The sequence below is a fragment of the Pseudarthrobacter lactosi genome (genome assembly GCF_055412785.1).
This window is the reverse complement of sequence record NZ_JBVAYS010000003.1, coordinates 147,165-166,220: the sequence shown is the minus strand read 5'-3', so window position 1 is coordinate 166,220 and position 19,056 is coordinate 147,165. Positions and strand designations below refer to the sequence as shown.

Here is a 19,056-nt window from a genome sequence, read left to right as displayed (position 1 = left end):
CATCGTTCCTAGAGCGTTGCGGTTTCCGGGTCCCAGTCCTCGGGGAGGGCCGGGGACGCGGGAGCGGAGCTTTCAACGTCAACAAACGAGCCGGTTTCCATGGATTCGGTGATCGAGACCATGGTGTCCAGGACGTGGTAGGCCAGATTGCCGGTGGCGCGGTGGGGGACGCCTGCACGGAGCGAGCGTGCCATGTCCAGGACGCCCATGCCGCGGCCGCTGGCGGGGCCGGTCGCGGGAACCGTGGTCCAGTCCTCGTCCCCCGCGCGCCAAAGCCGGATGTCGCCGTCGAAATTGTTGGGGTCCGGCAGGGACAGGGTTGCCTCGCTGCCGGTGATCTCCACGAAGCCCATGTGCACGCGGGGGGACTCGAAGGAGAAGACGCTGTGCGATGACGCGCCGCTTTCGAACTGGGCCATGGCGGACACGTGGGTGGGCACCTCGACGGTGAACTCCTCGCCGGCCTTGGGCCCGGAACCGATGACGCGGGTTGCCTTAGCGGAGGATCCGACGGCGGCCACCTTGCGGATGGAGCCGAACGTCTGGACCAGCGTGGTGAGGTAGTACGGGCCCATGTCGAAGAGCGGCCCGGCGCCGGTCTGGAAGAGGAAGGCCGGGTTGGGGTGCCAGGATTCCGGGCCGGGGGTCTGGAACGTGGTCATGGCCGTGAGCGGCGTGCCGATGTCGCCGCGTTCGATCAGCCGGCGGGCGGTCTGCAGGCCGGCGCCGAGGAAGGTGTCCGGGGCGCAGCCGAGGCGGATCCCGGCGGCGTCGGCGGTTTTGAGCAGGCCGAGCCCGGACGTGCGGTCCAGGGAGAAGGGCTTCTCGGTCCAGACGTGTTTGCCGGCATTGACGGCGGCGGTGGCCACTTCCACGTGCGCCGCGGGGATGGTCAGGTTCACGATGATTTCGACGTCGGGATGGTTCAGTGCCGCGTCCACGCCGCCCCACTCCGCGATGCCGTATTCCTTGGCGCGGGCTTCGGCGGTCTCTTCAAAGAGGTCGGCGATGACGAGGACTTTCAGGTCCGGGAAGACGGTGAGGTTGTCCAGATACTGCTTGCTGATGTTCCCGGCGCCGATGACGGCAACTCCCACAGGGCCGCGGCGGGTCGATGCTGCGTGGCTCATGCGCGTGCTCCGGTTGTGCCGGCGCCCTGTGCGGCGTTGAGGTAGGCGAGGCTCTCTGCGATGCCTTCGAAGATATCCCCGGCGTAGTCATCGAATTCCACTACGCCCACCTCGAGGGACCTGGCGGCGGCGATGACGTCCAGGACGGCGACCTTGCCCTGGCCTGCCGGCTGCTGCGCCTTGGTGTCTGTGTTCAGGGGTCCGTCTTTGATGTGGATGAACTTCACCCGGTCGCCCAGTTTTGTCAGGATGTCGACGGGATCCTGGCCGCCCACGGCAACCCAGTAGGTGTCCACTTCGAGGACCACTTCGGGGTCCAGGAGGTCCGCGAAGTACTCCAGCGCCGTGCGGCCCTCGATGGTTGATTCAAGTTCCCACGCGTGGTTGTGGTAGCCCACGCGGATGCCGTGCTCGGCACCCTTTTTGGCCGCGGCGTTGAGCCCGGCGGCGGTGGCCTGGATGTCCTCGGCGGACTGCCAGCGTTCGACTGGGATGAAGGGGTCGATGACGGTGGTGATGCCCAACTCCTTGGCAGCGGCGAAAATTTCGTCCTGGTCCTGGCTCAGCAGGGGTGCGTGCCCGGACGGTGCGGTGAGGCCGTTTTCCTTCAGCGCGGCGCCGAGTTCCTTGGCTGTCGCCACGAAGTTGTACGGCTCAACCTTCGTAAAGCCGATCTCCGCGACCTTGCGGATGGTGCGCGACAGGTCCGCCTGGATCTGGTCCCGGAGTGTGTAGAGCTGGATCGAGTAGTTCATTGGTTCTCCTGATTGCAGACGAATCCACGTTGATTGGGTGCTGCCGTGCTGAGGGCGATGCCACTTCCACTAAAGCTAGAATGACTTTTGCCGATCGTCAAGCAAAAGTTGCCTGGATGCCGATATTCTTTATTCCGCGTGACAGGCAGAAGTTTCATGTGTTATTCATGATCCATGAGCCTCAGCCCCGGAACCGAGCACGCCGCCCCAGACCACGGCGTCAGCCTGGCGCGCGCCGGCGACCTCTTCCAGCTCCTGCGGGACGGCAAGGCGCGGACGCGTGCGGAGCTGGCCCTGACCACCGGACTGGCGCGTTCAACTGTCGCCGCGCGCATCGACGCCCTGATCGCCTCCGGCCTGGTGGGCGCGGCGGGTGAGGCGAACTCCAGCGGCGGCAGGCCGCCGTCGCGCTTTGCCTTCAACCCGGCGGCCCGCGCCGTCCTGGCCGTCGACGTCGGCGCCACCCACGTGATTGTTGCCGTCACCGATCTCAGCGGCCGGGTCCTGGCGGAGCGGCGGCTGGCCCAGGATGTGGCTGCCGGCCCCGAGACGGTGCTCGGCCGGGTGATCAAGGAGGGCCTGGAGCTGCTGAAGCAGGCGGGGCGGGACCCTCGCAATCTCGCCGGTGTGGGGATCGGCCTGCCGGGTCCCGTGGAGCACGCCACCGGAAAGCCCGTCAAGCCGCCCATCATGCCGGGGTGGGATGGGTTCGACGTCGTCCCTTACGTCCAGCGCTCACTGCCAGTTCCGGTGCTGGTGGACAACGACGTGAACATCATGGCCCTGGGGGAGCGGACGGCGCACTGGCCGGACCACGGGAATTTCCTGTTCATCAAGGTTGCCACCGGCATCGGATCCGGGATCATCAGCAATGGCGAACTGCAGCGCGGCGCCAACGGAACGGCGGGCGATCTGGGCCACGTACGCGTGCCCCGCGGCGACGACGTGTTGTGCCGGTGCGGAAACTACGGCTGCCTGGAGGCGCTCGCTTCCGGGCCGGCCCTGGCCGCTGAACTGGAGCGGCAGGGTGTGCCGGCGCGCAAGGGCAGCGACGTGCTGCGGCTGGTCGGCGAGGGAAATCCGCAGGCCATCCACGCCCTGCGCCAAGCTGGCCGGGATGTGGGCGACGTGCTGGCCACCGTGGTCAACCTGCTCAACCCGTCCGTGATTGTCATCGGCGGGAGCCTGGGCCAGGCCGGTGAACACCTGATGGCGGGCGTCCGGGAAGTGGTCTACCGGAGGTCCTTGCCGCTGGCAACCAGCCACCTGCGGATCGCCCTGTCCGTGGCCGGGGACCAGGCTGCGATTTTTGGTGCGAGCCAGATGGTCACGCAGTGCGTGTTGTCTCCTGCATCCATTGAGGCGACGCTCCAGGCGGCCGGCTAGCCTTTAGCCCGAAATCACGCGCACCGGTGATCCCTCCAGCCAGGCCGTGACGTCCTCGAACGCGCCACCGTAGAACTGCCGGTAGCTCTCCGCTGTCACGTAGCCGAGGTGGGGGGACAGGACAGTGTTGGGGGCGCTGAGCAGCGGGTGTCCCGCGGGAAGCGGTTCCTGGTCAAAAACGTCCAGGGCCGCGCCCCGGATCCAGCCCTCGTTCAAAGCCCGCACCAGGGCATCCTGGTTCACCAGCGGACCCCGCGAGGTGTTCACCAGGATGCCTTCCGGCCCCAGGAGCCGCAGTTCCCGCTCACCGACAATGTCCTCGGAACGGGGAGACAGCCGCAGGTGGAGGGAGACGACGTCGGAATTCCTGAAGAGGTCCTCCTTGCTGACCTTCCGGACCCCGGACTCGGTCGCGGCCTCGTCGGTGAGATTCTGGCTCCAGGCGAGCACCTCCATGCCGAACGCCTGCCCGTAGGCCGCGATCCGCCGGCCGATCTTGCCCAGGCCCACGATGCCCAGGGTTTTGCCGGACAGCTCCATGCCCACCGAGGTCTGCCACGTGCCGGCCCGCAGCGAGTTCTCCTCGGCCGGGAGGTTGCGGGCGATCGCGAGCAGCAAGGCCCAGGTCAGTTCCGGCGCGGCGGTAGGGGACCCGGGCGTGCCGCACACAGTGATGCCGAGATCCGTTGCCGCGGCCACATCGATGGCGGCGTTGGCCATGCCAGTGGTCACCAGCAGCTTGAGCCCCGGCAGCCGTTCCAGCACGGTGCGGGGGAAGGGGGTCCGCTCCCGCATCGCAATAACGACTTGATAGTTGGCGAGCGCCGCTGCCAGGGCGTCCTCGGACTGGAAAGGCTCGCGGAAGACGGACGTTGAAACGCCTGATTTTTCCAGGGAGGACCAGTCGGCGAAGGCGTGCGCAACGTCCTGGTAGTCGTCGAGGATGGCAAGCCGTTGCTGCATGTGAAGTTCCTTCGTCCGAGGGGCGCGGCCGTCCGACGGTGCGGCTTGGTATCCCGCACGTAGAGGGCCGGCTGGTGTGAGCTTCATCGTATGCCAGGGCGCCATGACGCTGCTTGCCGCGTCCGGCGCAACCTCGCGTGATAGCAATGGAAGTGATGAAATCCTATTTAGCCACCGAGGAATCCTCATGAGCGGACAGTTCCTGGCCAAAGTTCCCAAGGGCTGGATCCTCCTGGCCTGTATCGGACTGCTGGCGCTGAACCTGCGTGGGCCCTTCGTTGCCGTTGCCCCGGTGGTTGACCTGATGCAGGCCGACCTCGGATTTACCCCCGTGATGTTAGGCCTGCTGACGAGCATCCCGGTGCTGTGCTTCGCGCTCGCAGCATCGCTGGCGTCTCTGACCACGAGGAAACTCGGCGCGGAGTTCGCTGTTTCGCTGACCATCCTTGGCGTCCTGGCAGGCGTGATTGTGCGCTCGGCCGGCGGCCCGGGACCGGTGGTGGTGGGCACGGTGATGATAGGCCTGGCCATCACGGTGGGCAACATCGCGGTGCCGTTGATTATCCGCCGCGACTTCTCCCCGATGCGCCAGGGGACCGCCATGGGTGTGTACACGGCGGCCCTGAACATCGGATCATTCCTGACCTCGATGGTCACGGCGCCCCTGGCCGAGCTGGCCGGTTGGCGGGTAGCACTGGCCGCCGTGGGCATCCTGGCCGTGATTGCCATCGTCTTCTGGACCCTCGCAGTGGGCGCCCGCACCGCGTTTGTGCCCTCCCGCACTGTGGTGGCCGGCGGGCAGGAACACCCGGCCGTCAAGGGTTCCGGCTGGATTACCGCCGGGCTCACCGCAGGCTTCGCCGGACAGGCGTTCTCCTACTATGCAGTGACGGCGTGGCTGCCGAGCTACCTCAACGACGAGCTCGGCATGTCCGCCTCGGAGGCCGGGGCAGGTTCATCTCTGTTCCAGATCTTCGCCATTGTCGGCGGCCTGGGAGTGCCGTTCGCGGCCAAGTATTTCAGTACGACGACGACGGCAGTCACCATTGGCGTGCTCTGGACGGCCGTGCCGGCCGGGCTGCTGCTGGCGCCGGAGCTGTGGTGGCTGTGGTCCACCTTCGGCGGCATCGCGCAGGGCGGCGGGATCACGCTGATTTTCATCGCCATCATCAAGCTGGCCAGGGACCAGGCGTCCGCGGGCCGGATGTCCGCCACGGTCCAGGGGCTCGGTTACTGCTTCGGTGCGGTGGCCCCGCCGTTGGTGGGGTTCGTGCACGACACCTCGGGATCGTGGACCCCGGCGCTGCTGGTGATCCTGGGGTCGGTGCTGATGTTCTTCGTCTGCACAACCCTGGCCGTGCGGCTGGTGCCGAAAGGACGCTGACGCGTCCCGCCGTCGTACGTTCCCTCCCGCCACACCCGAATGCCGCCCAACCCCACGCCCGGCGCGAACGGACACTTGAGCCCCCACGACGGCGCGAACGTACAGTTGAGGCCCCAAAATCCGAAGATTCCAGGGCCTCAACTGTACGTTCGCGCTGTATGAAGGGTGTTCCGTCGCCGGGCGGGCGCCCCGGATCTCGGGGGTGCCTGTTGCGAAGGGCATGCCTGCCCGGCGGACGGAAATCTATTCAGTAGCCTGCCGCAGTCTAAGCCGCTGCGAGCTCCTCTTTGGTTGCCTTTTCGCGGGCCTCGGTGAGGTAGCGGGCGTAGGCGGGGAGGGTCAGGAAGGAGGGGAAATCCTGGCTGAGGGTGACTTCCTCGAAGATGTCGCGGGAGTCTTCGAAGCGGTCGCCGTCGAAGCGTTCCAGGCGTGCGAACTCTTCGTCGAGCAGCTCCTCGATCCACTGGTGCGTGATGATTTCGCCGCGGTCGGTGATGGCGGACGCGAACATCCACTGCCAGATCTGGGACCGGGAGATTTCCGCGGTGGCGGCGTCCTCCATGAGGTTGTGGATGGCGACGGCGCCGTTCCCGCGCAGCCAGGACTCGATGTAGCGGATGCCTACCTCGATGTTGTTCCGGATGCCCTGTTCGGTGATGGTGCCTTCGGTTGCGGCCACGTTGATGAGGGCGCGGTCATCGGGGATGACGTCCTCACGGGTGCGGTCCAGCTGGTTGGGACGCTCGCCAAGGGTTGCGTCGAACACTTCGCGGCAGACCGGAACCAAATCCGGGTGGGCCACCCAGGAGCCGTCGAAGCCGTCGCTGGCCTCGCGGGTCTTGTCGGCACGGACCTTCTCGAACGCGTTGGTGTTGGCGGCCTCGTCCTTGCGGTTGGGGACGGCAGCGGCCATGCCGCCGATGGCCATCGCGCCGCGCTTGTGGCAGGCACGGACCAGCTGTTCGGTGTAGGCGCGCATGAACGGCTGGGTCATGGTCACCTGGGCGCGGTCCGGCAGGACGAACCGCGGGCCGCGGGTACGGAAGTTCTTGATCAGGGAGAAGATGTAGTCCCAGCGGCCGGCGTTCAGCCCGGCGGCGTGATCACGCAGTTCGTAGAGGATCTCCTCCATTTCGAACGCCGCGGTGATGGTCTCGATCAGCACGGTGGCGCGGATGGTGCCCTGCGGGATGCCCAGCAGGTCCTGGGCGAGGATGAAGATGTCATTCCACAGCCGTGCCTCGAGGTGGTTCTCGATCTTGGGCAGGTAGAAGTACGGGCCCTTGCCCTGGGCGAGGAGGCGGCGGGCGTTGTGGAAGAAGAACAGGCCGAAGTCCACGATGCCGCCGGCCACGGGAGCGCCGTCGATGACCATGTGCTTCTCGGGCAGGTGCCAGCCGCGGGGGCGCACCACGATGGTGGGCAGTTCCCCGGCCGGGCGGAGCTTGTATTCCTTGCCCTCAGGGCTCGTGTAGTCGATGCGTCGTTCGAGGGCATCGGTGAGGTTCAGCTGGCCCTTGATGACGTTCCGCCAGGTGGGGGTGGAGGAGTCCTCCATGTCAGCGAGCCAGACCTTCGCGCCGGAGTTCAGCGCGTTGATGGTCATCTTCTTGTCCACCGGTCCGGTGATCTCCACCCGGCGGTCCTCCAGGCCCGGGGCCGGGGGAGCGACGCGCCATGACGGGTCGTTGCGGATGTCCTCGGTTTCGCGGAGGAAACTGGGGTCCTGGCCGGCGGCGATCTCGGCCCGGCGGGTCCGGCGTGCCTGCAGCAGTTCCTGCCGGCGCTCGGCCGTGGCCCGGTGCAGCTTGGCGACAAACTCCAGTGCATCCGGAGTAAGAACCTCGTCCTGCCGGCAAATGGGCTGCGCGGTCAAAGTGATCCCGTTGATGGTGAAGCTGTCAGTGAAGCTGTTCATTTCAATCTCTCCTGGTGCAGGGCCCAACTGGGTAGCAGTAAGTGTCGTTTTGAGCCTCCAGAACGACACTTACTGCTACTTACTTGGGGAAATTTAGTGGAACTGGCCTTCTTCGGTGGATCCCACCAGGGCCAGCGTGGATGCGTTCGGGTTGAGCGCAGTTGCGATGTCGTCGAAGTAGCCGGTGCCGACTTCGCGCTGGTGCTTGGTCGCGGTGTAGCCGCGGGACTCGGAGGCGAATTCCTTTTCCTGCAGCTCGACGTAGGCGCTCATGCCTTCACGGGCGTAACCGTGGGCGAGATCGAACATCGAGTAGTTCAGGGCGTGGAAGCCGGCCAGGGTGATGAACTGGAACGTGAAGCCCATGGCGCCGAGTTCACGCTGGAACTTGGCGATGGTGGCGTCGTCCAGGTGCTTGCGCCAGTTGAATGACGGCGAGCAGTTGTAGGAGAGCATCTGGTCCGGGAAGTCGGCCTTGACGGCCTCGGCGAACTTGCGGGCCAGCTCCAGGTCCGGGGTGCCCGTCTCCATCCAGATGAGGTCGGAGTACGGGGCGTAGGCCTTGGCGCGGGCGATGCAGGGTTCGATGCCGTTGCGGACCTTGTAGAAGCCTTCCGGGGTGCGTTCGCCGGTGACGAATTCCTTGTCGCGGGGATCGACGTCGGAGGTGATCAGGGTGGCGGCCTCGGCGTCGGTGCGGGCGATGACCACCGAGGGGGTGCCGGCGACGTCAGCGGCCAGGCGGGCCGCGTTTAGGGTCCGGACGTGCTGCTGGGTGGGGATAAGCACCTTGCCGCCGAGGTGGCCACACTTCTTCTCCGAGGCGAGCTGGTCTTCCCAGTGCACACCTGACGCGCCGGCCTGGATCATGGATTTCATGAGCTCGTAGGCGTTCAGCGGTCCGCCGAAGCCGGCCTCGGCGTCGGCCACGATCGGCACCATCCAGTCCTCAACAGTCTGGATACCTTCGGAGAATTCGATCTGGTCCGCACGCAGGAGGGCATTGTTGATGCGGCGGACAACGGTCGGAACCGAGTTGGCCGGGTAAAGGGACTGGTCCGGGTAGGTGTGGCCGGAGTTGTTGGCGTCCGCGGCGACCTGCCAGCCGGAAAGGTAGATGGCGCGGAGGCCGGCCTTGACCTGCTGGACAGCCTGGTTGCCGGTCAGGGCACCCAGTGCGTTGGTGTAGCCGCCGGTCTTGTGCTCTTCAGTGAGCTGCTTCCACAGCTTCTCGGAACCGCGGCGGGCCAGTGTGTGCTCTTCGGAGACGCGGCCGCGGAGCTTGACGACGTCCGTTGCCTTGTAGTCACGGGTCACACCTTCCCAGCGGGGGTTGGCGGCCCACTCGAGCTCCAGTGCTGCGGCCTGCTCTTCGGGCGTCTGCTGGGTGGGCTCAAATGCTGCAGTCATCGTTGTCTCCTTGATTGAGCTCCGGGTGGTTAGCTGCCGGCCGGAGCTGCTTCGTTGCAGTTCCGGCCGGCTACCCCGGTGCGGTGTTTCTTTCCGTGATTACTACTTTTCAGCACTTCACAACACTTCTCTAGGGGAAAACAATGGAAAGAAATGCATTTCTTCGCGTATGCTCAAGAAATGACGCCTGGAAGCTGGAATCGCGAAGTTGTACTGCCACCGTCGTCCGCCGCCTCCCTGGAACTGGACGTCATCAGCCTGGGCCGCCGCGTGCGGCATCTGCGCAAGCAGGCCGGGTTTACGCTCGATGACCTGAGCGCCGCCGTCGGGACCGCCCCCAGCCAGTTGAGCCTGATCGAAAACGGCAAGCGGGAGCCCAAACTTTCGCTGCTGCAGGGGCTGGCCGCCGCGCTCAACGTGAGCATCGACCAGCTGCTGGGCGCCGAACCGCCAAGCCGCCGCGCAGCCCTGGAAATTGAGCTGGAACGCTACCAGCGCGGGCCCCTGTACGAGTCCCTGAACCTGCCCAAAATCCGCATCAGCGCGCGGCTTCCGCTCGATGTGCTGGAGGCGCAGGTAGGGCTGCTGCACGAGCTCGAACGCAAGCTTAACGAGCAGGTGGCGACGCCGGAAGAGGCCCGCCGCGCAAACGGTGAGCTGCGTGCCATGATGCGCGAGCGCGGCAACTACTTCCCGGAGTATGAGGCCGAGGCGCAGAAGGTGCTCGGGCTGGTGGGCTACACGGGCGGGCCGCTGAGCCAGCACGTCATCGCCGACATCGCCGAGAAGCTTGGCTTCACCCTCCACCATGTGAGCGACCTGCCGCATTCCACCCGTTCGGTGACGGATTTGAAGAACCACAGAATTTACCTGACGCAGAGCCAGCGGCAGGACCACGACCCCCGGTCCGTGCTGCTGCAGGCGCTGGGTCACTACGTATTGGGGCACGAGACGCCGAAGAACTACGGCGATTTCCTCGCCCAGCGGGTTGCCACCAACTACTTCGCGGCCGCCTTGCTGTTGCCGGAGCAGGCCGCCGTGGACTTCCTGCAGAAAGCCAAGGCTGCCAAGGAAATAGCGGTGGAGGACATCCGTGACGCTTTTGCCGTGTCCTACGAGACTGCTGCCCACCGCTTCACCAACCTGGCCACTAAGCACCTGGGAATCACCACGCACTTCCAGAAGACCCACCAGAGCGGCATCATCTTCAAGGCCTACGAGAACGACGGCGTGACGTTCCCTATGGACCATACTGGCGCCATCGAGGGCCAGCCGTCGTGCAAGGCGTGGACGTCGCGGGCAGTGTTCGATGTGCCCGACAAGTTCAGCGCGTACAGCCAGTACACAGACACTCCGTCCGGCACGTACTGGTGCACAGCCCGGACCGAACGCTCGGCCAACGGCGAGTTCTCGCTGTCGATCGGGGTGCCGTACCAGCATGTGAAGTGGTTCCGCGGCCGGGAAACCACGGCCCGCGAAAAGTCCACGTGCCCGGACCCGAACTGCTGCAAGCGGCCCCCGGCCGCGCTGGCTTCCGAGTGGGCTGGCAACGCCTGGCCGTCGGCCCGCGCCCACTCGCACCTGCTCGCCGCGATGCCGCCCGGCGCGTTCCCCGGCGTGGACGAGACCGAGGTCTACAGCTTTTTGGCGGCGCACTCGGGGAGCTGAGCACGGGAAACGCTCTCTCGCTTAAGTCGGGTTTTTCGCGGATGCTCTCTCCCTTTCTTGGGGAAAGTGAGATAGCGTTCCCGTATTTGTTGCATCAAGTGAGAGAGCGTTTGGCTCACCCGTGGAGCTCCCGGTACGCGGCAACAGCGCCCGGATGCAGGGGCAAACCCCCAGTGTTGATCAGAGACTCCGGGCTCAGGAACTGAACGCCCAGGCTGGAGCGCGGGATGAGTTCCTCGGCATGGCCTACCAGCAGTTCGACGGTCCGCTTGACGGTCTGGTCATCAAGGTCGCTCCGGCACAGCAGCAGATTCGCCACGCCCACGGTCCACACGGCCGGAATGCCTTCGTACGCACCGGCCGGGATCAGCACCCGGTCGTAGTAGACGCCGTGTTTGGCCCGCAGTGCCGGCAGCAGCGGTGACAGGTCCAGGAAACTAAGCCCGACGTCGTCGTTCGCGGCAGCAATGGCCGCGGTAGGCACACCGCCCGACCAGAACAACGCGTCCACTGTTCCGTCCCGCAGCGCCGCGAGACCCTCGTTGAGGCCAAGGCTCAGCACCGTCACGCCGCCGGCGGGGCCCAGGCCGGCAGCTTCGAGCAGCCGGGGAGTGGTCAGAGACGTCCCCGAGCCGGGCTCGCCAACAGCCACAGTCCGGCCGGCAAGCCCGCCAATGTCCCGGATCCCGCTGTTTTGGCGGATGACGCAGTGGACGTAGTTCTCGTATACCTTTCCAACAGCGGAAAGTCCGACGGCGGGCGTCCCACCCACCGCTGTGCGTTGGGCCGCTGAGTCCGCAAGCGCGACGGCGAACGTGGCTTCGCCGGTCAGCAGATGTTCGAGGTTGTCCAGGCTGCCGCCGGTAGTCAGCGCCGTCGCTTGGCCGGCCACCCCATGACGCTGGAGGGACGCCGCCAGCAGTTCGGCGAACTCCAGGTAGAAGCCGCCGGGTTCGCCGCCGGCCACGGTGACAGTGCCAGGACGGTCCGTGGGCGTGCATGCACTCAGGGCAGGCAGGAGCAGCCAGGACAACCCGGCTAGTCCGGCTGTGAGGAAGGTCCGCCGCGGGGGCGTTCCGGGTCCGATGAGGTCAGTCATTGCGGGCTCCCGGCACATCCGCGGCCCGCGGAAACTCGAGGCGCGCGATCAGGCCATGCGGCGAGGCCTCGGCAAGCACCAGCCAGCCGCCGTTCGCCGCTGCCAGTTTGTCCACAATGGTCATGCCCAGCCCGGTGCCGCGGATTGTCCGGTGCGCGGGGGATCGCCAGAAACGGCTGGTGGCCGCTGCCCGTTCTTCGGCGGAGAGCCCGGGGCCGTCGTCGGCCACCTCGATGGCCACGGTGCCGTGGCGCTCGCGGGCAGCAACCGAGATGTGGGCGCCGGGAGCGTACTTGATGGCGTTGTTCAGAAGTTCGCCCACCATCTGGGCCAGTTCCGCGGCGCTGCACGCGATGTGCACAGCGGGGGAAGGCGGATCTGCCAGCAGGATCGATGCTCCGCTGCGCTGGGCGGCCGGCCCAGCCCGTTCGGTTTCTTCCTGCAGGACCGGGTACGGTTCAAGGGGCGCCTGTGCCGCGGCCGACGGGGTTCCTAGCGGGCCCCGGACGGAGTCTTCAGAGGCCCTGTGCTCGGCGGACGCCAGCCGCAAAACGCCGTCCAGGATCTCCTCCACACGTTCGAGCTCGGCCAGCACCCCTGCCGCGGCGTCGTGCTCCCGGGCGGTCTTAAGTTCCAGCTGCAGCAGATCGATCCTGAGCCGCAGGGCGCCCACGGGATTGCGTAGTTCGTGCGATGTATCCGCTATCAGTTGCCGCTGCGAATCGAGGCTGTGGCTGACAGTCTGCGCCATGGTGCTGAATGAACGGCTCAGTTGCCGCAGTTCCGGTGGCCCTGCGTCGGGAAGCTGACCGGTCCGGCCTGTTGCCTCCAGTTCCGTAACTGCCGCATTCAGCCGATGCACGGGGCGCAGCACCCACTCGGTCACGCGGGCCGCACCCAGCAGGAGAACTGCGGCCAGGACAGCCGCCGCCAATGCCACGACGAGCCACCGTTCCCGCAGTTTCTGCCGGGCCGCGTCCAGGTTGACCTCGAGGACGGCTTCGCCCAGGACCTGGCTCGCGCTGCCGAAGGAGCGGGAGATCACCTCGGAGGATGGCCCGAACGGCTGCAGCGGGGTGAGCGTGGTGTCGTTGAGGTTCAGGTTGGCCCTGGCGACCGCGTCCCGGACGTCCGGACGGTCCTCGCTCAGGCCACCGGAGCGCAGGGTGCCCTGCTGGAGGCGGATCAGGACCCCCTCGCCATAGAGCTCGGAATACCTGTCCATTTCCGTCTGCAATTGAGCGGTTTCGCCGGCGGAAGCTGCGTCGAACGCCACTTGTGCCAGGCGGTTGAGGGACGCGGCACGGTTGATCTGGAGTTCCTGGGTCAGCTCCCGGCCGGCAGACGTCAGGATCACGTTGGAGGTGATAATGACGATGAGCACCGCCAGGACACTCAGAATGCCCAGGACGCGCAGTTTCACGCCGGGTCCGCTTCGACCCGGTAGCCGACGCCGCGGACGTTGATGATGAAGCCCGGTAGCTGGAGTTTGGCCCGCAGCCCCGTCAGGTGCACGTCAAGGGACCGGGAAGACGCCACAAAGGCGTCGCCCCACAGGGCATCCAGGATCTGTTCGCGGGTGACAACGGAGCCGGCATGGCTGGTCAACAGTGCCAGCAGGTCGAACTCCGTGGCGGTCAGCGGCAGGACCTCGGAACGGAGGGCTGCCACGCGCCGCTCAAGGTCGATCTCAAGATCACCCAGCACCACGCTCTGCTGCCGCGAGCCGCCATAGCGGCCGGCACGCCGGGTGACGGCTTCGATGCGGGCAAGAAGTTCCACAAGCTTCACAGGTTTGACGAGGTAGTCGTCCGCTCCGGACCGCAGGCCGAGCACTACGCTGCGTTCGTCGTCGCGCGCGGTGAGAATCAGGATGGGAACCGGCGTGACCTGGCGCAGTTTCCGCAGCACGTCCAGGCCATCCATATCGGGGAGGCCCAGGTCCAAAAGGATGACTTCGAACTTCCGGTGGACCAGCAGGGCGTCGGCTCCGCGGGCAACCCGGGTGGGATTGTGCCCCGCGGTCGCGACGGCAGCGGCGAGGGCGGACGCCATGGCGTCGTCGTCCTCGACGATGAGCAACTCCATGGCCTGGTTCCCTTATTCGCTGAGCGGGCAACGCAAACTGCCCGCTTTGGAGATTACCCCTTCTCCCGGCGAAACCTAAGGAAGTGTTAGGAAATGCCCTCCCACGTTGGATGTGCCTTGGATCACGCATAACTTGAATGAGGCCCTCGGCGTTTGAGGGGGACCGTCAACGTCGAGGAGGAACCATGGGCAACGTAGCCATGGACAGCACGAAGGTAAGAAAAGCGCCGCAGCCAAGGAAGGTTCAGCGATGAGCACCCAGCAGGCCGAAGTACAGAGCGAGGCAGCCCAGACCCGCCGGGCCGTGAGCAACATCCTCAAGGGTTCAGCGGGCAATCTCGTGGAGTGGTACGACCTCTACGTCTACACAGTATTCGCGGCGTACTTCCAGTCGCACTTCTTCAATTCCCAAGACGACCTGCAGGCCGGGCTCGAGGCGATGGCCGTCTTCTCGACGTCGTTCCTCATGCGCCCGGTGGGCGCTTGGTTCTTCGGCCGCTACGCCGACCGCAAGGGCCGCAAGGCTGCCCTGACGCTCAGCGTGACGATCATGTCCGCCGGTTCCTTCGCCATCGCCATCCTGCCGACGACCCAGCAGATAGGCGTCTGGGCGCTGATTCTGCTGATCCTTGTGCGGCTGGTCCAGGGCTTCTCCGTGGGCGGCGAATACGGCACCAGCGCCACCTACATGTCCGAGGCCGCCACGTCCAAACGCCGTGGCTTCTTCTCAAGCTTCCAGTACGTCACGCTGATCGGCGGCCAGATGCTGGCCCTGCTGGTGCTCGTCATCCTGCAGAACACCATGGACAAGGGCGCCCTGACTGAGTGGGGCTGGCGCATCCCCTTCGCGATCGGTGGCGTCGCCGCACTCGTGGTCCTGTGGCTGCGGCGCTCGATGGAAGAAACCGTGTCCGCCGAGCAGGTCGAGGCCGCCAAGGTTCCAGCCGTGGCCGGCGTTGCCCAGCCCGGCACCATGAAGTTGCTGTTCACCCAGCACTGGAAGCCGCTGCTGATCTGCATCGGCGTCACCCTCGGCGGCACCGTGGCGTTCTACACGTACACCAACTTCATTCTGAAGTTCATGAACGATACCTCCGGGATCGCCAAGACCGACACCTCCGTGATCAACTTCTGGGCGCTGTTCATCTTCATGCTGCTCCAGCCGGTCTACGGGATCATCTCGGACAAGGTGGGGCGCCGGCCGCTGCTGCTCTGGTTCGGCATCACGGGTGTGTTGTTCACCTGGCCGCTGCTTTCCACCCTGTCCAACACCAAGGACCCGTTCACGGCATTCCTGCTGATGCTGGGCGGCCTGCTGATCGTCGGCGGCTACACCTCCATCAACGCCTTGGTGAAGGCCGAGCTGTTCCCGGCCTCCATCCGAGCCCTCGGCGTCGGGCTGGGCTACGCGATCGCGAACTCACTCTTCGGCGGAACGGTGCCGCTGCTCGGCGCCGCATTCCAGAAGGCCGAGCGCGTGGACCTGTTCTTCACCTACGTCACCGTTGCCATCGCTATCTCACTGCTGGTCTACATCTTCGCCCTGAAGAACAAGAAGGCCACCCACCTGGACCGCGAACAGGGCGATGCCTGGAACCGGCCTGCAAAGGACGAGGACAAGGACTCCATAAACGCCTAGGGACTTGGGGTATAGGCTCCAGTGAGCGTACGACGGCGGGTGGCCGCCCGCCGTCGTACCCTCACCACCCCCAGACGCTCTCTCAGATCCTGCAGCTAACCCGGGACGCTCTCTCACTTTCTTGTGGAAAGTGAGAGAGCACCCCGGGTTTTCTTGCGTTAAGTGAGAGAGCGTTTCGATAAGTATGGGGGACTATATTGGCCCTGACAGCCCATCAACCTGATCGCGGGAGTGTGCACTCATGGCCAAGGAAATCGCCACCCAGCTCATCGAACAGCTCCAGGCTGCGGGTGTGCAGCGGATCTACGGGATTGTGGGCGACAGCCTCAATCCGATCGTCGATGCGGTCCGGCAAACCGGCGGCTCCAAGGAGGGCGGGATCGACTGGATCCACGTCCGGCATGAAGAGGCCGCCGCCTTCGCAGCTGCAGCCGAAGCCCAGCTGACTGGAAAGCTGGCCGTTTGTGCGGGTTCCTGCGGCCCGGGAAACCTCCACCTGATCAACGGCCTGTACGACGCGAACAGGTCGGGCGCTCCAGTGCTGGCCATCGCCTCGCATATCCCCAGCAAACAGATCGGCAGCAGCTTCTTCCAGGAAACGCATCCGGACCGTATCTTCAACGAATGCTCTGTCTATTCGGAGCTGGTCAGCACCGCAGAGCAGGCGCCGCGCGTGATGCACAGCGCCATCCAGCACGCCCTCGGGCTCGGGGGAGTCGCCGTCGTCACGCTCCCGGGCGATATCGCGGGCCTGGAAGCGACGGCCGAAACGCCGCTGCCTGCCACCTTCCGGCGGGCCAGCCTGATCCCTGACCCGGCGAGCGTCCAGGAGTTGGCCGAGGCGATCAACGAGGCCGGGAAGGTGGCGATCTTCGCCGGGGCCGGCGTGGAAGGCGCCCATGAAGAACTGATCTCGCTTGCTGAACTGATCAACGCGCCCATCGGCCACTCGCTCCGCGGCAAGGACTTGGTCCAGTACAACAACCCCTACGACATCGGGATGACAGGTCTGCTGGGCTACGGTGCTGCCGCCGAGGGGATCGAGGACGCTGACCTGCTGATCCTGTTGGGCACCGACTTTCCCTACGACCAGTTCCTGCCGGAAACCCGTACCGCCCAGGTGGATCGTGCAGCCCACAGGCTGGGCCGGCGGACCGACGTCGACATCGCAGTCCACGGCGACGTGCTGCCCACCCTCGCCGCACTGATGCCGCTGCTGAAGCCGAAAAAGAGCCGCCGCTTCCTCGACAGGATGCTCAAGAAGCACGACAGGCTGATGAACAAATCTGTACGCGCCTACACGCGCAAGGTGGAGAAGAAGCAGCCCATCCACCCTGAATATGCGGCGTCCCTGCTGGACCAGGTGGCCGCCGAGGACGCCATCTTCACCGCGGACACCGGCATGTGCAACGTCTGGACGGCCCGTTACCTCAATCCGCTGGGCACCCGCCGGCTGATTGGTTCGTACCTTCATGGCTCCATGGCCAACGCCCTGCCCCACGCCATCGGCGCCCAGCTAGCTTTTCCCGGACGCCAGGTGGTGTCAGTATCCGGCGACGGCGGCCTCTCGATGCTGCTCGGCGAACTTATCACCGTGGCCGCCCACAAACTGCCGGTCAACGTGGTGGTCTTCAACAATTCCACGCTGGGCATGGTTAAGCTGGAAATGCTGGTGGACGGGCTTCCCGACTTTGGTGTGGACGTGCCCGACGCCGATTACGCCGCCGTCGCCCGGGCCCTGGGTTTCCACGCCGTGCGGGTCACGGATCCTGCGCAAATCGAGGGGGCGTACCGCGCCGCGTTCGCCCATCCCGGCCCGTCGCTGGTGGAACTCATCACGGATCCGCAGGCGCTATCGCTTCCGCCGAAGATTTCCGGATCCCAGGTGCTGGGATTCGCGACTGCCATGTCCAAAGTGGTGCTCAACCGCGGTGCCGGTGAGGCGGTCAGTATGGCGCGGAGCAACCTGCGTAACATTCCCCGGCGCTAGTTCCGCGCGTCTCGCGTGACCAAAGTGAGTGCAAAGCGTTGCCCTGCCGGCATCGTCTGGCACCGCCGTCGCTGGTTGACTGGGAGAAGGCGGATTCCCGCCCTTGGTGCCGGGGGAGGCAACTAAAAGTGTTTCGTTTACAACGGATGATGGCGCTCGGAGCGGTGCTGGCAGTGGCAGGGTGTGCAGCCCCGGCGCCACCGTAGCTCCTCACGGCCGACGGCGTCGAACGGGTCTCGGTGGACCGTGCGGCGTACGCCGCCGAGCTGCGCTCCTTCCGCGCGTCGGCGCTGGGGCTCGGGGAGGCCCTGCTGGCCGACGGCGGCGACGGCTCCAACGGGAACGTGGTGTCTTCGCCCGGGAGCCTGCTGATTGCCCTCGCGATGCTTCGCGCCGGCGCGTCGGGCGAGAGCGCGGCCGAGATGGACAGCGTCCTTGAACTCCCCGCAGAGAATCGTGATGAGGCCATGAACGCGGTCCTCACTTCGCTCGAGAAGTTCGACGGCGACCCCGGCTCAGTGGACGAGGACAACCCGCCCCGGAAACCCGTCATGCACGCCGCCAACGGGCTGTTCGTGGACAAGGACGTCCCCACCGGCGAGTCCTTCCTGGACACTCTTGCCCGGCATTACGGAACTGGCGTGTATCCCGTGGACTTCAGCGATGAGGGTGCAACGAAGCCCGCCATCGATGCCTGGGTCAACAGGAATACGGGCGGCCGGATCAAGGAAGCGCCCGCCACGTACGACCCGAGTAACACCTTTAGCCTGCTCAATTCGCTGTATTTTGCCGCCGCCTGGAACTCGCCGTTTGACCCGAATGACACCTCGGACCTGCCCTTCACAGCCGCTGCCGGCGAGGAAATCGACGCGCCCGCAATGCACAACGAGGTGGAGATGAAGTATGCGGAAGGTGCCGGCTGGCAGGGCGTGGACCTTCCCTATGCCGACGGCTTTGTCATGCGGCTGGTCCTGCCGGAGGCCGGACCAGCCGCCGCAGGCGACACGGGGTCCCGCCCTGCCTCAGCAGCTTTCGGCGGGGGTAAGCTCACGGAAATCGCGGACTCCTTCGACACTGCAGGGTTGGCGACAGTGCAGATCCAGCTGCCCCGCTGGGACCACAAATGCAGCTTTGACCTGCGGAAGGTGTTTGAGTCGCTCGGCCTGCAGAAGACCCTCAACACGACCGAGGACTTCAACAACATCCAGCCCAAGATGATGATCACCCAGGCCGCGCAGGCTGCCAACATCACGGTTGCCGAAAAAGGCACCATCGCCGCCGCGGTGACCCAGATCAACGGAGCTGTCACCAGCGCTCCGCCACAGCCCGGGCGGACCATCGACTTCGACCGGCCATTCCACTACCAGATCGTGCACGTGGAAACCGGGTTGCCGCTGTTCATGGGAACGGTGGCCGACCCGCGGTAACCGGGGCTGCCCCGGGCTGAGCCTAACTATTGGTCATGCGTGACCTGCGGCGGCGCAGGAGGGCGCCGTGGCCGGCAAAGAGTCGCGGCAGCACGAGGTAGACCGCAACCGGAACCACCACGAGGGTCAGGACCAGCGCGCGGAGCACCGGGTGCCAGCCTTCTGTTAGGGGTGCCACACCCATCATGCCCAGGGCGAC

14 protein-coding genes and 1 pseudogene are annotated in these 19,056 nt (G+C 65.8%); 6 read left to right on the top strand and 9 right to left on the bottom strand.

The window, feature by feature from the left end; genetic code table 11:
* Window positions 1-8 precede the first annotated feature (8 nt).
* Both ACZY0Q_RS14235 and ACZY0Q_RS14230 read right to left on the bottom strand, forming a co-directional pair.
* Window positions 9-1,130: a Gfo/Idh/MocA family protein gene (locus ACZY0Q_RS14235; protein WP_463917803.1), complete on the bottom strand. Its 1,122-nt coding sequence runs from the start codon at window positions 1,128-1,130 to the stop codon at window positions 9-11.
* Complete coding sequence (locus ACZY0Q_RS14230; protein WP_463917802.1) at window positions 1,127-1,885, bottom strand: sugar phosphate isomerase/epimerase family protein; 759 nt, start codon at window positions 1,883-1,885, stop codon at window positions 1,127-1,129. Before ACZY0Q_RS14230 ends, ACZY0Q_RS14235 begins: the two co-directional genes overlap by 4 nt.
* 174 nt (window positions 1,886-2,059) lie before the next feature.
* On the opposite strand from ACZY0Q_RS14230, the gene ACZY0Q_RS14225 reads away from it, so the two are divergent.
* Window positions 2,060-3,271, top strand: a complete 1,212-nt coding sequence (locus ACZY0Q_RS14225) for an ROK family transcriptional regulator (RefSeq protein WP_463917800.1) — start codon at window positions 2,060-2,062, stop codon at window positions 3,269-3,271.
* A 3-nt stretch (window positions 3,272-3,274) separates the two neighbouring features.
* Here the strand turns inward: ACZY0Q_RS14225 and ACZY0Q_RS14220 are convergent, their stop codons facing one another.
* Window positions 3,275-4,234, bottom strand: coding sequence for a D-2-hydroxyacid dehydrogenase family protein (locus tag ACZY0Q_RS14220; protein ID WP_463917798.1), 960 nt, complete (start codon window positions 4,232-4,234; stop codon window positions 3,275-3,277).
* Window positions 4,235-4,421: 187 nt separating this feature from the next.
* Between ACZY0Q_RS14220 and ACZY0Q_RS14215 the strand changes: the two genes are divergently transcribed.
* A complete protein-coding gene (locus ACZY0Q_RS14215) occupies window positions 4,422-5,618 on the top strand; it encodes an MFS transporter (RefSeq protein ID WP_463917797.1) in 1,197 nt (398 codons plus the stop codon).
* Window positions 5,619-5,883: 265 nt separating this feature from the next.
* Here ACZY0Q_RS14215 and aceB read toward each other — a convergent pair whose 3' ends face one another.
* Window positions 5,884-7,536, bottom strand: a complete 1,653-nt coding sequence (gene aceB / locus ACZY0Q_RS14210; protein WP_463917796.1) for a malate synthase A — start codon at window positions 7,534-7,536, stop codon at window positions 5,884-5,886.
* A gap of 93 nt (window positions 7,537-7,629) precedes the next feature.
* Entirely contained in the window at window positions 7,630-8,946 is a 1,317-nt protein-coding gene (gene aceA, locus ACZY0Q_RS14205) for an isocitrate lyase (protein ID WP_185262477.1), read from the bottom strand.
* Window positions 8,947-9,099: 153 nt separating this feature from the next.
* Between aceA and ACZY0Q_RS14200 the strand changes: the two genes are divergently transcribed.
* Complete coding sequence (locus ACZY0Q_RS14200) at window positions 9,100-10,614, top strand: helix-turn-helix domain-containing protein (RefSeq protein WP_463917794.1); 1,515 nt, start codon at window positions 9,100-9,102, stop codon at window positions 10,612-10,614.
* A 115-nt stretch (window positions 10,615-10,729) separates the two neighbouring features.
* On the opposite strand, the gene ACZY0Q_RS14195 is transcribed toward ACZY0Q_RS14200, so the two are convergent.
* From ACZY0Q_RS14195 to ACZY0Q_RS14185, 3 genes are read right to left on the bottom strand one after another with little or no spacing between them, the layout of a single operon-like run.
* A complete protein-coding gene (locus ACZY0Q_RS14195) occupies window positions 10,730-11,713 on the bottom strand; it encodes a TAXI family TRAP transporter solute-binding subunit (RefSeq protein WP_463917793.1) in 984 nt (327 codons plus the stop codon).
* Window positions 11,706-13,136 carry a sensor histidine kinase gene (locus ACZY0Q_RS14190; protein ID WP_463917792.1) on the bottom strand — a complete coding sequence of 477 codons (1,431 nt, stop codon included), beginning with the start codon at window positions 13,134-13,136 and terminating at the stop codon, window positions 11,706-11,708. The genes ACZY0Q_RS14195 and ACZY0Q_RS14190 overlap by 8 nt, the downstream gene beginning before the upstream one ends.
* Window positions 13,133-13,801 (bottom strand): response regulator transcription factor, encoded by a 669-nt coding sequence (locus ACZY0Q_RS14185; RefSeq protein WP_463917791.1) that lies wholly within the window; start codon window positions 13,799-13,801, stop codon window positions 13,133-13,135. Before ACZY0Q_RS14185 ends, ACZY0Q_RS14190 begins: the two co-directional genes overlap by 4 nt.
* 250 nt (window positions 13,802-14,051) lie before the next feature.
* Between ACZY0Q_RS14185 and ACZY0Q_RS14180 the strand changes: the two genes are divergently transcribed.
* From ACZY0Q_RS14180 to ACZY0Q_RS14170, 3 genes and pseudogenes are all read left to right on the top strand, one after another.
* The gene (locus ACZY0Q_RS14180; RefSeq protein WP_463917790.1) at window positions 14,052-15,440 is read left to right on the top strand and encodes an MFS transporter; all 1,389 of its coding nucleotides are present in this window, start codon (window positions 14,052-14,054) and stop codon (window positions 15,438-15,440) included.
* Window positions 15,441-15,681: 241 nt separating this feature from the next.
* Window positions 15,682-17,430 carry a pyruvate dehydrogenase gene (locus tag ACZY0Q_RS14175; protein ID WP_463917789.1) on the top strand — a complete coding sequence of 583 codons (1,749 nt, stop codon included), beginning with the start codon at window positions 15,682-15,684 and terminating at the stop codon, window positions 17,428-17,430.
* Window positions 17,431-17,576: 146 nt separating this feature from the next.
* Window positions 17,577-18,857 (top strand): annotated as a pseudogene (locus ACZY0Q_RS14170) (serpin family protein).
* A 22-nt stretch (window positions 18,858-18,879) separates the two neighbouring features.
* On the opposite strand, the gene ACZY0Q_RS14165 reads toward ACZY0Q_RS14170, so the two are convergent.
* Window positions 18,880-19,035 (bottom strand): hypothetical protein, encoded by a 156-nt coding sequence (locus ACZY0Q_RS14165; protein WP_463918685.1) that lies wholly within the window; start codon window positions 19,033-19,035, stop codon window positions 18,880-18,882.
* Window positions 19,036-19,056 lie beyond the last annotated feature (21 nt).

Coding starts and splice junctions, on each gene's coding strand:
- ACZY0Q_RS14235 (WP_463917803.1), bottom strand. CDS start 1,130: ATGAGCCACGCAGCATCGACCCGCCGCGGCCCTGTGGGAGTTGCCGTC.
- ACZY0Q_RS14230 (WP_463917802.1), bottom strand. CDS start 1,885: ATGAACTACTCGATCCAGCTCTACACACTCCGGGACCAGATCCAGGCG.
- ACZY0Q_RS14225 (WP_463917800.1), top strand. CDS start 2,060: ATGAGCCTCAGCCCCGGAACCGAGCACGCCGCCCCAGACCACGGCGTC.
- ACZY0Q_RS14220 (WP_463917798.1), bottom strand. CDS start 4,234: ATGCAGCAACGGCTTGCCATCCTCGACGACTACCAGGACGTTGCGCAC.
- ACZY0Q_RS14215 (WP_463917797.1), top strand. CDS start 4,422: ATGAGCGGACAGTTCCTGGCCAAAGTTCCCAAGGGCTGGATCCTCCTG.
- aceB (WP_463917796.1), bottom strand. CDS start 7,536: ATGAACAGCTTCACTGACAGCTTCACCATCAACGGGATCACTTTGACC.
- aceA (WP_185262477.1), bottom strand. CDS start 8,946: ATGACTGCAGCATTTGAGCCCACCCAGCAGACGCCCGAAGAGCAGGCC.
- ACZY0Q_RS14200 (WP_463917794.1), top strand. CDS start 9,100: ATGCATTTCTTCGCGTATGCTCAAGAAATGACGCCTGGAAGCTGGAAT.
- ACZY0Q_RS14195 (WP_463917793.1), bottom strand. CDS start 11,713: ATGACTGACCTCATCGGACCCGGAACGCCCCCGCGGCGGACCTTCCTC.
- ACZY0Q_RS14185 (WP_463917791.1), bottom strand. CDS start 13,801: ATGGAGTTGCTCATCGTCGAGGACGACGACGCCATGGCGTCCGCCCTC.
- ACZY0Q_RS14180 (WP_463917790.1), top strand. CDS start 14,052: ATGAGCACCCAGCAGGCCGAAGTACAGAGCGAGGCAGCCCAGACCCGC.
- ACZY0Q_RS14175 (WP_463917789.1), top strand. CDS start 15,682: ATGGCCAAGGAAATCGCCACCCAGCTCATCGAACAGCTCCAGGCTGCG.